Origin of the sequence: Ornithinibacillus gellani, assembly GCF_003730295.1 — a bacterium.
GTDB classification, from domain to species: Bacteria; Bacillota; Bacilli; order Bacillales; family Amphibacillaceae; genus Ornithinibacillus_A; species Ornithinibacillus_A gellani.
Map to the genome: position 1 here is coordinate 49,187 of NZ_QTSZ01000041.1, position 14,182 is coordinate 63,368.

The window sequence follows — 14,182 nt, forward strand, 5'->3', positions numbered from 1 at the left end:
TTCCTTTATATGCCATTTTTTTGTTTCTGCCGATGCTCGTTTTCTTGTTGCCATTTGACAAATTCTATTACCTTTTTATATGCAGGAAGCTGTTCCTTCTTAACCCCTGATTGTTTCAGCTCATTGACAAAATTTAGCCACTCTGATTCCGGTAGCTTCGAACGATCACCAAGTATTTCTTGTAAATCAACATCTAACGCTTGGGAAACTTTTTTCATAATATAGATGGATGGATTTTGGTTTAATCCGCGCTCCAAATTGCTAAGATATGATTTAGAAATATTCGCTTGCTCCGCCACTGCCGACAATGTGATACCTTTCTCACGACGAATGCGATAAATGTTTTTTCCAATCATTATTCGTATACCCCAGGCTTTCCTAAAATGAAGTAACGTTTCTGGTTAACATGATGAAATGCACTGCGAATTACAGCGATGACTCGATCCTGTTGTTCTGTTGTCAAACTGGAACCAGAAGGTAAACATATCCCTGTTTGAAATAGTTGTGCAGCAACATGCTGATCCTCATCATCATGCGGATAGTAAGCCATCTCGTTAAATAGCGGTTGCAAATGCAATGGCTTCCAAACAAGCCTTGCCTCAATTCCTTCTTGCTGTAATATCTCCAGCAGTTGCCAGGAAGATAAGCCAGCCAATTTTTCCTTGATCGTTAATGCCGTTAGCCATCGATTGGATTTTGTTTTGGCCATTTCCGGCATAAAGGATAGACCCGGCAAATCAATTAGTGTTTGGCAATATCGATCGAAAATCCGCCTTCTTGCTTGGACCCGATCATGTAATACCTTTAACTGTGCCCTGCCAAATGCTGCAAGAAGATTGCTCATGCGATAATTATAACCCGCTACTTTATGCTGATAATATGGAGCCGGTTCTTTGGCTTGCGTTGCTAGAAACCGGGCTTTTTCGATTGCTTTTTCGTCATCGGAAACGAGCATACCTCCACCAGATGTCGTAATGATTTTATTGCCATTAAATGAATAGATACCGAAGTCACCTAACGTTCCACTCGCCTTCCCTTTATACGTGGAGCCCATCGATTCCGCTGCATCTTCAATTACCGGGATATCGTAATAGTTACAGATAAGTCGAATTTCATCCATCTTGGCACTTTGCCCAAATAAGTGAACGACGATAACTGCTTTAGGCAACTTCCCTTTTAAGGAAGCTTCATTTAGCGCCCGACGAAGGGCCAATGGAGACATATTCCATGTTTCCGGCTCTGAATCGATAAATACAGGTGTTGCCCCCAGATATAAAATAGGATTGGCACTTGCAACAAATGTTAATGTCGAACAAAACACCGTATCATTTGGCTTGATATTCAGAAGGGATAAAGCCAGATGAATAGCTGCCGTTCCAGAGCTAACTGCAACCGCCCCTTTTACACCCACTAGCGCTTTTGTTTCCTCTTCAAACGCATCCACATCTGGCCCAACTGGCGCAATCCAATTGGATCGAATCGCCTCTTCCATATAGGCTGCTTCCTGTCCGCTTAAATGTGGAGGAGATAAATATATTTTCTTCTGTTCCCCCATGCTTTGGCCACCTTCCCTCTATACAATTTCTATCCTTCGTTTCATCGATTCCTCGATAATTTTTGCCGGACTGCCTACTGCCTTGCAATAGGAAGGAAGCGATCGGATAAGTGTGGATCCAGCACCAATGATGGACCACTTTCCAACCTCCACTCCTGGTATAATCGTCGCTCCAGCCCCTACCTGTACGCCTTCTCCGATCGTGACATTGCCAGTCAAAGTTGCATTAGGCGAAATATGAGAAAAATGAGCCACTGCACTATCATGCTCGACGACAGCACCTGAATTGATAATGCAATGATTACCAACTGCTGCATTGGCATTCATGACGGTATTTGGCATGATAACCGTGCCATGACCAATGAGGCAGCTTTTGCTAATCACAGCGGACGGGTCAATAATGGTAGCATATTGCTTCAAAGGTAAACCGAGTGCTTCTGCGATTTGCTTTCTCGTTTGGTTATCGCCAATCGCTAATACAAGCCGGCACTCTTCATCTATAATTGTTTTTAATGTTTCGATTGGGCCGTATAAAATATACGCATCTGTGAAAATTGATTCATATTTATCATCAAGAATAGCGATCATACGGTAGTCCGGTAATCGGGAAATCATACTTTGAATGACTTTGCTATGACCACCATCTCCTAACATGATGATTCTCATCCCATTTCACCACCCCTTGTACCTTTAAATTTTTGCATGGTTGTCATGCCTTCCCCACTAATTCCTTCCCGCTTCACAACCTTTACTAAGGTAAGCATAAGAATCCGACAATCCACCCACATACTCGCATGCTCGACATACCAAATATCATGCTCAAATTTCTCTTCCCAGCTTATGGCATTCCTCCCATTTACCTGGGCCCAACCAGTTATCCCCGGCTTTACCGTATGCCTTTTTGCTTGTGCTTCCGTGTAAAGTGGTAAATATTCCAGCAAAAGTGGGCGTGGTCCAACGAGGCTCATCTCTCCTTTCAACACATTAACAAGCTGTGGCAGCTCATCCAGACTGCATTTACGTAACAGCTTACCAAGTGCGGTTAAGCGCTGATGGTCATCCAAGACATGCCCATGCTGATTGGATAATTCAGTCATTGTACGTAGCTTATACAGCGTAAAAGGTTTTCCATTTAAACCTGGTCGTATTTGTCGATATAAAATGGGGGCGCCCATCTTCCACCGAATCAAACCGGCAGCAGCCAATAATAACGGGAAGGTTAGGATGAGCAAAAAAAGGGAACCAACCATATCTAGGAACCGTTTCACCAATATCATTCCTCCATCCTGTCACCTGTTGATTATTTTTGCAGGGACAGTTCCGATAACGGATGTGATAGATGCTTGGCAGAAATCCTACTACGTTCATATCCATGCGGATTCTTAACCTGCCAGCGCCACGTATCCATACACATCCGCTCTACACCTCTCATTGCCTGCCAGCCCAGTTCTTGCTTAGCCTTTCTAGGATCGGCATAGCAGACAGCAGCATCCCCAGGCCTTCGATTCGTAATTATATACGGAATTGATCTACCTGATGCACCTTCAAAGGCCGCGACCATTTCAAGCACACTATAGCCATTTCCAGTCCCTAAGTTATACGTATGCACGCCAGGTATGTGAACAGTCCTTTCCAACGCTTTTAAATGTCCAGTTGCAAGATCAACGACATGAATGTAATCTCGCACACCCGTGCCATCCTTTGTTTCATAATCCCCACCATAGATGGATAGCTGCTGCCGATTACCAATTGCCACCTGTGCCATATAAGGCAGTAGATTATTTGGGACACCATTTGGATCTTCGCCAATTTCCCCGCTTTCATGGGCACCAATTGGATTAAAATAACGAAGAAGCACAATGCTCCAATCTGGATTTGCCGCATATACATCTGCCAATATCTCCTCGATCATCAGCTTCGTTCGACCATAAGGATTAATGGCGTGTACAGCTGCATCTTCACGTAACGGCATCTGTCCGGTTGCGCCATATACAGTGGCAGAGGAACTGAACACGAGCCGTTTCACATTGAATTCCATCATGACATGACATAAATTAACCGTACCTGTGACATTGTTTTGAAAATATCGCAATGGGAATAACGCCGATTCACCTACTGCTTTTAACCCTGCAAAATGAACGACAGCATCAATAGGATGAGCTGCGAATACCTTTTGAATATCACGTTTTTGCAATAGATCAACAGCATAAATCGGAAAGGTTTTTCCAGTAATACGGGATACCCGGCGCAATGCCTCTTGCTTGCTATTGGAAAAATTATCAATCACAACAATGTCATGACCCTTCTGCAGCAGCTCGATACACGTATGACTACCAATATATCCTGCACCACCTGTTACAAGTATTGCCAAATGACCACCCCCTAAAATGATAGAAAATCACTGCGGTATTGAATTTGTAAGCTAATGACTGATTCAAAATAAAAATAAGCCGCATAACAAACGAGAATGCCATAATAAATGACCCGTTCATCCCGTTTATGAAACAGCTTGACAACCCAGGCTATTAAAATTAACTGATACAGCTCAAAATAAATAGAAAACCTGGCAAATATCCAATTTTGTGTAGAGATCACCATAAACACGAAACCAAGTAAAGCCATGTTTACGATATAATCACTGTCCTCAAATATTTCCTTCAATTTTTCCCTGCCAAGATAGGCAATGATGAGGGGAATGGCAGACACAACAGCACGTAAAACACTTGCACCGCCTTCCTGAAAATCCTTATAATGCCCATATTGTGTATCCTCGATTGCTGAAAAAAGCAGCGCGGAAAAATAATCAAATCCAATTACAATAAAAACGGATAATACCAATAAACCAATCGAAACACGTGACCAGGCCGGAAAACGTACGACGAAATAAAGCACAAGCAATATCAATGCCGTTTGATGAAATAACGATGCCAGCAACACAATGCATGCAAATGGAAAAAACCGGCCTTGAATCAAAAAACGGATGGCCGTAAATGCAATTGCTGCAGCCAATACTTGTCGTATCCCATTCATCGATACAAGAAACAGCCCACCAGTAATATAGACACAGAGACTAATCTCTATCATTCTGGAGTAATAATAAAACACGATAACTATTAGTAGATTTGTAACCAGCGCAGTGACAAATAGCATAAGCTGCGGATCGTCTGAAAATTGCTTCAGCACCATTTGCAAGAAACCAAATCCAATATCTTTTTCCGATAGGATATATTCCAATGTAAAATCATTAGATTCATATGCATGCTTGTAAAAATACGTATCACCAATATTGGCACGTAAGCCCGAGACCGTCACCAAGGATGCCAATGAGCCAAATACGAATAGTTTATTCGGTCGAATAGGTACGGCTGCACCTAATGGTGTAGGTCTCGCAATCCATCTCGACAGAAACGCAAAGCTAAATACGATAAGAAGATTCATCCATAATAGGCTCATATCATTATCCCTTTCCATACTTCACAGGACTATGCAGGTCTAGTTTTCATCATGACATACAGATAAAGCAGGAACCCAAAAGGAAGCGCCAGCAAGGTTAATCCCTTTTGAGGTGTTTGTTGTAGAAAATGTCTGTTTCTACCTATGATGCTGCTGGACACATAATGAATTGCCTGTCGCAGCTTAAACCATTTACTCCCGAACGGTAATTTCATTAATTCTATACGATAAAAAGAAAACCCCCGCGGATTGCGACGGTATTGATGCAGCATATTATTGGACGAGCCATCAGCCATATATTCCACATGACAGAGCACCTCATTCAGGAGTAGTAATTCATATTCCATGTCCAAACGGTAATACTTATATGCAAGTCCAACATAGGTTTCATTATTAAATTGAGGATAAGGAAACCGCCTCGTTAACTCGGTACGATAAACAAGTTTTTTATCTCCTGTTACGCCATACCTGGCATATAGATCAAAAAGGGTCGAACGTTCCAAGTTGGATGGTAGTTCGGTTCCAATAATATGCCCATCTGTATCGGCATCAAGCCCAACCAAACCACTCACCTCATTAGACCCATGCCGCTCCCAAAAATGAATGATTTTTTCTACCGCATCCACGGGTACATAATCATCCGAATCGATACACATATTTAGTTCCGTGTGAATTTGTGCATAAGCGGTATTATGCGCCCCATGCATCCCTTGATTTGATTGCTTGATATAGCGTATATCTACCTTTCCAGCATCCATCCACCCTTGCACAAGAGAAGCTGTATCATCTGTTGAACCATCATCGATAATAAGCCAAATAAATGCTTGAACCGTTTGTTTCGATAAGCTTTCATACAAGCGCGGGAGGCAGTATGCCCGATTATATGTCGGTGTAAAAATTGTTAATCGCTTCATCATGTCGCCTCCCCCAATCTTAAATAGGCTTGCTCTTCCAGCTTGGCAGTCCGTTTAATGTCATAGCCCTGTTTTTCAACCTGTTGCGGATGAATGTAACGTGAGGGTTGATTTCGGAGCAGCTGAACAGCAGCACTTACCCATCGTTCCGGATCGCTCAACGGCAACTGCTGCAGCAAACCAATCCCTAGATCCACTTCAGATGTGATACGATTCGAAATGAGACAGGGAAGACCGGCACTTTGTGCTTCAACTAATGTCACCGGAAGCCCTTCATGAAAAGATGGAAAGATAAATATATCTATTGCCTGTAATAGTTCCGCTATATCATCCCGGATGCCGAGCAATTTAACTTGTGATTCTAATCCAAGGGCATTTATTCGTTGTTCGATCTTGACGCGCTGGTCCCCGTCCCCGATTAGCAATAGTATGGCATTGGGATGCTTTTTAATTATTTCAGCAAATATAGTAAGTAAAAATAAATGGTTTTTTTGTCGATTAAAACGTCCAACATGCCCAACGACTAACTGATCAGAAGCAATATCAAGCAGCCTTCTCATCTGTATTCGATTCGCTTCCGAAAATTGAAATTGTTCCACGTCTACCCCATTTTTCAATATGCTGGCTTGTTTTGCTTTCGCACCAAACATCCATTTAGCTGCTTGATCAGAGCAAGCATAATAATGTGTTGCCGCTCCTTGAACGAGGCTGCCTGCATACCATTTATACAGCTTGGCGGCCAAACCTCCCTCGCTTTCCGTATTATGACTATGCGCAATACGAATGGGCACTTTTGCGCGTTTTGCAGCCTGTAACACAATCCCACTCATCTTATCTAAATGGGAATGAACAACCTTATACTGTGGATGCATTTGTAAAAAGTGACATACCTTTTTCAAAAAGGCGCTATGGCCAATGTCCGTAACGTAAGGAATCTGATACAGTCTTCCGCCTAATGCTTGGATTTCCTGATCATATGCACCATCCCGACAGGTAAGAAAGTCAAATTGAATCCGATTCCGGTCCATATTGCGATATAAATTCATGATTAAGGTTTCCGCACCACCGCGATTCATATTCACCACTACATGCAAAACCCTTAATGGGCCGCCCATAAGGATACCTCCTTCTGCTCGCTCGTTTGCTGCATATATGTCTGATAAATTGGTAATCGCTGTTGCATGACCCGGTTCAGGCTATAGCCCGTTTGAATTCGCTGTCGAGCATATATCCCCATTTGTTTTCTCCTGTTTGGCTCCGTCGCAAGTTTTTTCAATTTCACAACAAAATCGGCTACATCGTTTCGCTTGATTAACCATCCATTTTTTCCTTGTACAACCAATTCCCGATGTCCACGATTATCTGTAGCAACAACAGGTAATCCACATGCTTGCGCCTCCATCAAATGAACAGGGAGACCCTCTCTATAACTAGAAGCTACAGCTACATCGCATCCTGGCAGCATGTCACTAATATCATTACGAAATCCAAGAAAATCAACCATATGATGAATACCAAGTTCAACCGCTAGTCGCTGACATGCTTCTAATAAAGGTCCTTCCCCGGCCAGCAGCAGCTTTATATTTGGCAGCCCGGGAAGCTCCTGTTGTAATTGGGCAAGTGCATACAATAGAAAACGCTGATTTTTATTTTGATTGAATTCAGAGGCATTAAATAATAAAAAATCATCTGGCTTATAGCCAAATGATTGCTTCCAATCTTGTTTCACCCGTTCATCCACTGGTTGAAAACGTATGGTATCAACACCAACGCCATGTACATGGACGATTTCCCGCGCCCGAAAACGATGACCCTTTGCCAGCTGAAAATCTTCCGTATTAATCGTAATCAAATGATCGGTATGAAGTGCCAAGTATTTTTCGATTGGATAATACAGCAACCAATTCATAAATGAAGCATCCTTACAAAAATGAAAACCATGTGCAGTATAGATAACCTTCGTTCCATGTTGTCGCCACTTCCTAGCCGCCAAACGCGCCAGCGCACCACCAAGCGGTGTATGGCAGCAGATGATATCATACTTATGTGTTGCTATTAATTGCTTTAATTGACGGTATGCATGCACATTTTGCATAGAAAATGGTGAGCGTTGAATGGGAATAGGACATTGTACGTCAGTGAATTTCAAAGCCATCTCCCCACCGGCAGCAACATGGACCTCCCATCCTTGTGCTTGCAGCCATTCCATATACGGATAATGAAATGCCTTGAAATGGTAATCTACCGTTGCACAAAACAAGATCTTTTTTTTCATCCCTGTCTACCACCCTAATCTGTGGATTTTATTTAGCCATTTCTCGCTCCATCGTTTCAGATAGATAATCTAATAAATCCTTGCGCAGATCATCCCGCTTTAGCGCAAACTCAATTGTTGTTTGAATGAAACCCATTTTCTCTCCAACGTCATAACGTGTTCCCTCGAAATCATATGCATAGACAGCTTCTACCTGATTAAGACGTGCAATGGCATCTGTCAGTTGTATTTCATTACCGGCCCCAGGCTGTTGACTTTCAAGCATTTCGAAAATACCTGGTGTTAAAATATACCTTCCCAAAATGGCCAAATTCGAAGGTGCCTCTGTTGGCTGTGGTTTTTCCACCATGCCATGCACATGATAGAATCGGTCGGAAATCATACTGCCATCAATAATGCCATAGCGTCCTACCTCTTCCTGTTTTACGGCTTGAACACCAATCACAGACGCATTAAAGCGATTAAATTGATCAATTAATTGCTTTAGACATGGTGTATTTGCTTGCACAATATCGTCGCCAAGCAGTACAGCAAATGGCTCATTGCCAATAAATTTTCTCGCACACCAAATCGCATGCCCAAGTCCCTTTGGTTCCTTTTGGCGAATATAATGGATATCAACCATATTGGAAGATTTTTGTACCTCTTGCAGCAAATCGAACTTCTCTTTTTCCAGTAGATTTTGTTCCAGCTCATAGGAATGATCGAAATGGTCTTCAATGGCACGTTTTCCCTTACCTGTAACAATTAATATTTCTTCAATACCAGAAGCAATTGCCTCTTCCACAATGTATTGAATGGTTGGTTTATCGACAATTGGCAGCATTTCCTTTGGCATTGCTTTTGTAGCTGGTAAAAACCTTGTTCCTAATCCTGCTGCAGGAATAATTGCTTTTTTTATTCTCATCTATGACATCCTTCCATTTTTTTATTACATTCCATGCAAACATCTACACAGTCATTACCGTTTGTCGTTCCGGGACGATTGCATGATTCGCAATAGCAATCAAAGCATTCCTCAGCTCAGACTTCTCCATCGTTTGATAGGAAGCAATCAAATCAATAACGGTATCTACATGAATTGTCGTTGTTTTACCAATGTATATTTTCGGGTATACCTGCTGCTCATGTACTTCATCAGCGAGTAGCAGCTCTTCATACAGCTTTTCACCTGGGCGAACACCCGTATATTCCAGCTCTATTTCCTCCAGGCTATGCCCGGAAAGCTTAATCAAATTTTTTGCTAGATCGACAATTTTGACGGGATCTCCCATATCCAACACAAAAATCTCACCGCCCTTTGCAAGGGAACCTGCTTGCATCACTAGTCGGGATGCCTCTGGTATCGTCATGAAATAACGAACCATATCTGGGTGGGTAATCGTAATCGGGCCTCCCTTTTCTATTTGTTTTTTAAATAATGGAATCACACTGCCTCGACTACCTAGGACATTGCCAAATCGCACTGCGACAAAGGTCGTTTTACTCGTTTGATTCATATGTTGAATAATCATCTCTGCCAGCCTTTTTGAAGCCCCCATAACACTGGTAGGATTTACTGCCTTGTCGGTCGAAACCATGACAAAGGTTTTTACTTGATGTTGTTTTGCCGCCTGCGCCATATTCCAAGTGCCAATGATATTATTTTTCACAGCTTCATCCGGATTTTTCTCCATTAATGGCACATGTTTATGTGCAGCCGCATGATAGATCACATCCGGCTTGTACTGTTTAACGATGGCATCCATCTTTTCTGCATCCTGGATATCTGCAATCTCGGTGATGATGTCCATACGGTTATCCTCGACTCTTTCACGTAACTCCATATCTATCGTATAAATGCTATTTTCACCATGGCCGAGCAAAATTAATTGTTTAGGAGAAAACAGAGCAATTTGTCTAGCTAACTCGGATCCTATGGAACCACCAGCCCCGGTTACAAGAATGACCTTATTTGTTATATTGCTAGCAATCCGCGCCATATCTAATTGAACTGGATCTCTGCCCAATAAATCTTCCACCCGAACGTCCCGGAACTGCTGTACCGTGATTTTTCCAGTGATTAAGTCCTCCAACAGTGGCAAAATTTTTGTCTGGGCATCTGTCTTGGCACATTCACTAAAAATGATATTTAATTTTTTCCTGCTTAAAGAGGGAATAGAGATGATGATATTATCAATTCGGAGTTCCTCCACCACACGGGTAATATCCTGAATCGCCCCAACAACAGGTAAGCTTAAAATATCGAGCTGATGTTTTTTGGGGTCATCATCAATAAATGCAACCGGAACTAACCCGCTATCCTTATTCTTCTGCAGCTGACGAGCAACCATTGTACCAGCTGATCCCGCTCCCACTATCAAGGTGCGCACCCTATCTTCCTTTCGGTTCATCACGTTGTCCCGATACACACGCCATAGGAATCGTGATCCTCCAATCAAAAACATATGCAATAACCAGATGGATGCGAGCATACGCCATGGAAAGGTTTTGGTTAATAACAGAACGGCACCTGTCGTTACCCCGATAGAATAGGTGGCGACCTTCAAAATAATCCATAATTCCCCGATGCTGGCATATTCCCATACTTTTTTATACAGCTTCATCCCTATCGAAAATAAATAATGACTCACAAAGAAGGTAAGCAACGCAATCAGCAGCCAAAAACTAATTGCTACCATTTCAACCCGTGCCATGAGCATGGAAGCTACAATAACGATTGCAATTAGGCATGTATCAAATAACATAAATAGGGATAGTCTTTGACGATATGTCATCGTTTTTCCTCACCTCCGTCATTCTTAATAACGCACATATGGATATATGCCACCTCACTATATTCATACACGCATTAAGTTTCGGGCTCTGACAGCAGACCGTCAAAGCCCCATATGTAAGCATTGGGCATCTAACCCACCCTCACACCACACCATTGACAACGAATGCGTCTAAGGTTGATACGTCAACCCACAGTATGGCCGAGTGCCTGCTTGGATAACGGATAGCAGACATCACCGAATATTATTCTTAATAAAGAACAAATTTTCTAAAAAAAATTACTTACGTTCATTGATAATAGTTCCAACAAGTTTCGCATGTGCAAGCTCCAAGGTTCGTTTCGCTTCCACTGTTTTTTCCAAATCTGTTTTTCCGCGATTTAATACGAGAATAACCCCATCGCTCTGATTGGCTAGTATTCTGGTTTCTGTTGTTTCTAATATATTTGGTGCATCAATTAAAATCATGTCATAAAGTTTTTTAGCTGCTTGAAGAATGGTGGCAACTCGATGATGTCCGATTAATTCTGCTGGGTTATCATTGGTGGAGCCACTCGTTAATACATCAAGTTTGCCAATTTCTGTTTTATAAATGACTTTTTCCGCGACCTGTTTTTGAAGTATTAAATCTGTTAGACCGGTATGATTTGGCAATCTAAAGATTTCATGAATAGATGGATTACGTAAATTAGCATCGATAAGTAAAATCTTCTCCTTCTGTTGTGCCAGTGATACGGCTAAATTCGCAATAATTGTTGACTTCCCTTCTGATTTCCCTGGAGAAGTAAATAAATAGATTCGATTCGTGCTCTCAATCGGTAAAAATTTCATATTGGTTCGTACTTTACGAAATTGATCGGATATTTTGGAATCTGCGCAAGAATAGGTTACCAGATAGCTTTTCATTCGATTGGGATTCAGCCACTTATTTAAGATCAACTGTTTCACCTCGCAACGCTAATTCTTTTTCTTTTTTCAATTTTTGTCGATACTTTCGCTTGTTCATATTTGGAATTACACCGAGTACAGGTACACCAAGCAGCTTCTCAACATCCTGTTCCTTTCTAACACTACTATCCATGGCATCCAACAGAAAAACCAAGCCAATCCCAGCTATCAAACCAAATGCAAACGCAATGGTAATCGTGCTATTATTACCATCATTGATGGGAAAAGGATTTTCTTTTGCCGCAGATAATAACTGAACATCATCAAATTCAAGGATCTTATCTACCTCTGCCTTAAATGCCTTGGCTGTTGCATTGGCAATTGCTGCAGCCATTTCCGGTTGTTCATCTATGGCAGTAATTAAAACAACCTGTGACTCATCAATTCGTGATATTTCCAATTGTGTAGCGAGTGCCTCTGTTGGTCGTGTTAGCTTCAGATCTTCACGAACCTTTTCCATGATTAGTGGATCCTTGATCATCACCATTAATGTTTTCATATAACCATCATCCGAGCCGATAATCATTCTAGTTGAGGTTTGATACAGCAATACTTTATTTTGATTACTGATTAAATATCCGACAACGGTTGCCAGGATGGTTACAAGTGCAATCATCCAGAAGCCTCGCGCAAGTACAACAAAATAATCCTTTAAATTGATATCCTTTGAATAGTTTTCCATCATCTTATCGCCACCAGCATTTTGATTTTATGCACTCTTTATCCTATGTACACCATTCCACTTTATTCATTCTTTATAAAGAACAAATTTAATAAAAAAATAAATGTATACCTCAGTATACCTTATAAAAATACCGTCACCCTGTCGAATTGATTACATTATAGTTCTTTAAAAAGAACATGTCAAGGACATATTATTATTCTTTTTGCCTATTGAACTTTTGGCATAGCAGTTCCAATTGTTGGATCAAGCTTATTCCGACTATCATAAGGTGGTTTACGAAAATCTATCCGCGTTGGGATTAAGATTGAATGAGTGCCGACAATATCTTCCCCATGACGATGGATCATGGAACCATGGCTCATTTTAAGTGTTCGATACAGCTTTTTTTCCATTAATGTTACATACATGGCCACATGATGCTGCCTCGCATGCTCCGCCACTATCCGCACCATTTGTTGAAAATACCCCTTCCGCTGGTAATCATGATGAATACATAGCTTATCTATTTCCCAAATTCGTTGAATATACTGGTTCACAAGGTGAAGATTTGAAAAAGGAAACCTTCCTTCTACTGTACTGAATGGATTATTTGGACAGTACGGAATAAATTCAATGGTTCCGATGACCTTCTGTTTTTTAAACAAACGTCCCTGTTGCTTTAATAAAACATATCGAATGCCATCTTCTGCATACCGATCATTGTACCAATTATATTTCTGACAAAAATATTCCCAAGTTGTCTCGAACTGCTTTTGTTGGCGGGCCGATTGCACCATGCAATACATCTTATTCACCTCTTTTGCTGCCCTATTGGAAAACAGCCCTCATACAATCATGTACAAGGACTGCGTAAAAATAATAAATGCATGCTTGCTTTCCGTTAGCTATCAAATGGGGATGCTTCTCCCGGATTATCCACTTCCTCCGGTGGACAATCATCATCTTTAGGAAACTTCATGGTCATACGTACATCCAATACTTCCAATTGCGGTTTCATCCAGTGCTTCTTCACCAGTTCACCCCCATTTCCAATATTTGTATTTATTCGTTTGTTCTTTAATAAGAACATACTTGCATCATAGCTTTATTCTTTTGTATTTGCAAGTGCTTCATGTCGACAAAATTCGACCTGCTCTAACCTGGACACATCGTAATATCATGATGATATGCCTAACAGACTTCCATTCCACATCGTTTATTAGGTAAATGCACTCGTTTTTTTTAACGCACAATATAAAAAATAAAATAGGACTTCAAATGGAGAAGTCCTTTGCATACCAAATATAAATGACAAATGATGTAAACAAAATGGATAATAAAGCAATGATGATAATCAATATTCGGAGTACCTTCTGTTGGATGGCGGATTCTGTTGCTGCCGGTACATTCCAGGCAACCATACATGCAACAATGGAAAGCAGATAAGCTATTCCGGCACCAATCCAATACCAAAGCATCCCCCATTGAGCCAGGCGCTCAAAGTTAAGGGCAGCAATAAATCCGAATGCTGCCAAGATAAATGCGATAATCTGTCCTCGTTGCAGCTGATTCATATGCAACACCCACTAATCAATA

The 14,182-nt window shown here is 41.4% G+C and carries 16 protein-coding genes; all 16 read right to left on the minus strand.

Features of this window, described 5'->3' with window-relative positions; translation table 11 throughout:
- Nucleotides 1–5 precede the first annotated feature (5 nt).
- On the minus strand, nt 6–356 hold the full coding sequence (locus DX933_RS12560; protein WP_123316789.1) for a helix-turn-helix domain-containing protein: 351 nt from the start codon (nt 354–356) through the stop codon (nt 6–8).
- Nucleotides 356–1,555, minus strand: a complete 1,200-nt coding sequence (locus tag DX933_RS12565; protein ID WP_123316790.1) for an aminotransferase class I/II-fold pyridoxal phosphate-dependent enzyme — start codon at nt 1,553–1,555, stop codon at nt 356–358. Before DX933_RS12565 ends, DX933_RS12560 begins: the two co-directional genes overlap by 1 nt.
- A gap of 18 nt (nt 1,556–1,573) precedes the next feature.
- A complete protein-coding gene (locus tag DX933_RS12570) occupies nt 1,574–2,221 on the minus strand; it encodes an acetyltransferase (protein WP_123316791.1) in 648 nt (215 codons plus the stop codon).
- Nucleotides 2,218–2,832: a sugar transferase gene (locus DX933_RS12575; protein WP_123316792.1), complete on the minus strand. Its 615-nt coding sequence runs from the start codon at nt 2,830–2,832 to the stop codon at nt 2,218–2,220. Before DX933_RS12575 ends, DX933_RS12570 begins: the two co-directional genes overlap by 4 nt.
- Nucleotides 2,833–2,855: 23 nt before the next feature.
- The gene (gene galE / locus DX933_RS12580) at nt 2,856–3,926 is read right to left on the minus strand and encodes a UDP-glucose 4-epimerase GalE (RefSeq protein ID WP_123316793.1); all 1,071 of its coding nucleotides are present in this window, start codon (nt 3,924–3,926) and stop codon (nt 2,856–2,858) included.
- Between the two features lie 11 nt (nt 3,927–3,937).
- Complete coding sequence (locus DX933_RS12585; RefSeq protein WP_123316794.1) at nt 3,938–5,008, minus strand: EpsG family protein; 1,071 nt, start codon at nt 5,006–5,008, stop codon at nt 3,938–3,940.
- A gap of 29 nt (nt 5,009–5,037) precedes the next feature.
- Complete coding sequence (locus DX933_RS12590) at nt 5,038–5,922, minus strand: glycosyltransferase family 2 protein (RefSeq protein WP_123316795.1); 885 nt, start codon at nt 5,920–5,922, stop codon at nt 5,038–5,040.
- Nucleotides 5,922–7,037 (minus strand): glycosyltransferase family 1 protein, encoded by a 1,116-nt coding sequence (locus DX933_RS12595; protein ID WP_123316796.1) that lies wholly within the window; start codon nt 7,035–7,037, stop codon nt 5,922–5,924. The genes DX933_RS12590 and DX933_RS12595 overlap by 1 nt, the downstream gene beginning before the upstream one ends.
- Nucleotides 7,022–8,197, minus strand: a complete 1,176-nt coding sequence (locus tag DX933_RS12600) for a glycosyltransferase family 4 protein (protein WP_123316797.1) — start codon at nt 8,195–8,197, stop codon at nt 7,022–7,024. The genes DX933_RS12595 and DX933_RS12600 overlap by 16 nt, the downstream gene beginning before the upstream one ends.
- Before the next feature lie 28 nt (nt 8,198–8,225).
- Nucleotides 8,226–9,104 carry a UTP--glucose-1-phosphate uridylyltransferase GalU gene (gene galU, locus DX933_RS12605; RefSeq protein WP_123316798.1) on the minus strand — a complete coding sequence of 293 codons (879 nt, stop codon included), beginning with the start codon at nt 9,102–9,104 and terminating at the stop codon, nt 8,226–8,228.
- 43 nt (nt 9,105–9,147) lie between these two features.
- Nucleotides 9,148–10,974 carry a nucleoside-diphosphate sugar epimerase/dehydratase gene (locus DX933_RS12610; protein WP_123316799.1) on the minus strand — a complete coding sequence of 609 codons (1,827 nt, stop codon included), beginning with the start codon at nt 10,972–10,974 and terminating at the stop codon, nt 9,148–9,150.
- Between the two features lie 279 nt (nt 10,975–11,253).
- Complete coding sequence (locus DX933_RS12615) at nt 11,254–11,913, minus strand: CpsD/CapB family tyrosine-protein kinase (protein WP_223805961.1); 660 nt, start codon at nt 11,911–11,913, stop codon at nt 11,254–11,256.
- On the minus strand, nt 11,900–12,607 hold the full coding sequence (locus tag DX933_RS12620) for a YveK family protein (protein ID WP_123316800.1): 708 nt from the start codon (nt 12,605–12,607) through the stop codon (nt 11,900–11,902). Before DX933_RS12620 ends, DX933_RS12615 begins: the two co-directional genes overlap by 14 nt.
- Before the next feature lie 206 nt (nt 12,608–12,813).
- Nucleotides 12,814–13,392 (minus strand): GNAT family N-acetyltransferase, encoded by a 579-nt coding sequence (locus DX933_RS12625; protein ID WP_123316801.1) that lies wholly within the window; start codon nt 13,390–13,392, stop codon nt 12,814–12,816.
- A gap of 95 nt (nt 13,393–13,487) precedes the next feature.
- Nucleotides 13,488–13,619, minus strand: a complete 132-nt coding sequence (locus tag DX933_RS12630; RefSeq protein ID WP_190279516.1) for a paeninodin family lasso peptide — start codon at nt 13,617–13,619, stop codon at nt 13,488–13,490.
- 241 nt (nt 13,620–13,860) lie between these two features.
- Nucleotides 13,861–14,160, minus strand: coding sequence for a hypothetical protein (locus tag DX933_RS12635; RefSeq protein WP_123316803.1), 300 nt, complete (start codon nt 14,158–14,160; stop codon nt 13,861–13,863).
- Nucleotides 14,161–14,182 lie beyond the last annotated feature (22 nt).

Bases quoted from the DNA above. Each gene is read 5' to 3' on its own strand.
- DX933_RS12560 (WP_123316789.1), bottom strand. From the start codon at position 356: ATGATTGGAAAAAACATTTATCGCATTCGTCGTGAGAAAGGTATCACA.
- DX933_RS12565 (WP_123316790.1), bottom strand. From the start codon at position 1,555: ATGGGGGAACAGAAGAAAATATATTTATCTCCTCCACATTTAAGCGGA.
- DX933_RS12570 (WP_123316791.1), bottom strand. From the start codon at position 2,221: ATGAGAATCATCATGTTAGGAGATGGTGGTCATAGCAAAGTCATTCAA.
- DX933_RS12575 (WP_123316792.1), bottom strand. From the start codon at position 2,832: ATGATATTGGTGAAACGGTTCCTAGATATGGTTGGTTCCCTTTTTTTG.
- DX933_RS12585 (WP_123316794.1), bottom strand. From the start codon at position 5,008: ATGAGCCTATTATGGATGAATCTTCTTATCGTATTTAGCTTTGCGTTT.
- DX933_RS12590 (WP_123316795.1), bottom strand. From the start codon at position 5,922: ATGAAGCGATTAACAATTTTTACACCGACATATAATCGGGCATACTGC.
- DX933_RS12595 (WP_123316796.1), bottom strand. From the start codon at position 7,037: ATGGGCGGCCCATTAAGGGTTTTGCATGTAGTGGTGAATATGAATCGC.
- DX933_RS12600 (WP_123316797.1), bottom strand. From the start codon at position 8,197: ATGAAAAAAAAGATCTTGTTTTGTGCAACGGTAGATTACCATTTCAAG.
- galU (WP_123316798.1), bottom strand. From the start codon at position 9,104: ATGAGAATAAAAAAAGCAATTATTCCTGCAGCAGGATTAGGAACAAGG.
- DX933_RS12610 (WP_123316799.1), bottom strand. From the start codon at position 10,974: ATGACATATCGTCAAAGACTATCCCTATTTATGTTATTTGATACATGC.
- DX933_RS12620 (WP_123316800.1), bottom strand. From the start codon at position 12,607: ATGATGGAAAACTATTCAAAGGATATCAATTTAAAGGATTATTTTGTT.
- DX933_RS12625 (WP_123316801.1), bottom strand. From the start codon at position 13,392: ATGTATTGCATGGTGCAATCGGCCCGCCAACAAAAGCAGTTCGAGACA.
- DX933_RS12635 (WP_123316803.1), bottom strand. From the start codon at position 14,160: ATGAATCAGCTGCAACGAGGACAGATTATCGCATTTATCTTGGCAGCA.